Consider the following 1,239-nt stretch of genomic DNA (forward strand, 5'->3'; position numbering starts at 1 on the left):
TGTAGTGGTCAACTAAATCCGGACACACAGTTAAGCCGATTTTCGGCCTCTGCTGGCGGTATCCCATCATTGTGTTGATGCGGGCGCCGCCAGTTGTAGTAATCCATCAGGTAGTAGCTGATATCCCGCTTGGCTTCCCGCAGGCTCATGTACCCCGTGGTCGGAAGCCATTCCGTCTTGAGGCTCCTGAACAGCCGCTCCATCGGCGCGTTATCCCAGCAGTTGCCACGCCGACTCATGCTCTGGGTCATGCGATAGCGCCACAGCCGTTGCCGAAATACCCGGCTGCCGTATTGGCTGCCCTGGTCGGAGTGAAACAGCACGCCAGACGGGCAGCCCCGTTGCTGATACGCCATGTCGAGCGCTTTCACGGCCAACTCAGCATCAGGCCTGCCGGACATCGCCCAGCCCACGACCCGTCGGGTGTGGAGGTCGAGCACCGCGGCCAGGTAATGCCAGCGGCCACCTGCCCATACGTAAGTGATGTCGCCGCACCACACCTGATTGGGTTGCTGGACATCAAATTCACGCGCCAGAAGATTGGGAATATCCGGTCGTTCAGACCGCGCGACCTGATAACGATGAGCTCCCGGTTGTTTGGAGACCAGCCCGGCCTCCTTCATCAGGCGACGCACCTTGAACCGACCAATCTGATGCCCCAGTGCCCGCATCATTGACATCAAGGCCCGGCTGCCAGCTGAGGCTCTACTCTCTTTGAACAAACACAGTAACTCACTTCTCTGCTGCACCCGTTCACGGTTAATTGTGCGCCTGCGAGCCAGATAGTCGTAAAAACAGGCGGTTGGTATACCGAAAGCGCAACAGACCAGGGTGGTGGGGGCTTGCTCCCTTAATCGGTCTATCAGCGCGTACGTTCGAGTTCGTCCGCCATCAAGAGAGCAGTAGCCTTTTTTAGAATGGCCTTTTCGCGTTCAAGCCGGTTGATGCGGGCTTCCAACTCCTGAATTTTTTGCTGCTCAGGGGTCAGCGCCCGGTTAGCAGGTGTAGCGCCACTTCGTTCTGATTGAAGTTGCTGAACCCATCGACGCAGCACGGTTTCGCCGACATCCAGTGAACGGCTGGCTTCGGGGACTGAATAGCCTTGGTCGAGCACCAGGGATGCGGCTTCCAGCTTGAACTCGGCAGTAAATGAGCGACGTAATCTTGTCATTGAACACCTCAAATAATGGTGGCGACTGTACCACCTAAAACGGTGTCCGGGATGATTAGACCACTACA

The 1,239-nt window shown here is 57.0% G+C and carries 1 protein-coding gene; it reads right to left on the minus strand.

Annotated features, from left to right (window positions below):
- Positions 1 to 8 precede the first annotated feature (8 nt).
- Positions 9 to 1,171 (minus strand): IS3 family transposase gene (locus PG881_RS23885; protein ID WP_270803304.1). Its coding sequence is split into 2 segments (ribosomal slippage): positions 9 to 916 and positions 916 to 1,171, totalling 1,164 coding nucleotides; the frame shifts between segments, so codons are not numbered across the junction.
- Positions 1,172 to 1,239: the final 68 nt, after the last annotated feature.

Source organism: Aeromonas sp. QDB54 (assembly GCF_027707385.1).
GTDB lineage: Bacteria > Pseudomonadota > Gammaproteobacteria > Enterobacterales > Aeromonadaceae > Aeromonas > Aeromonas hydrophila.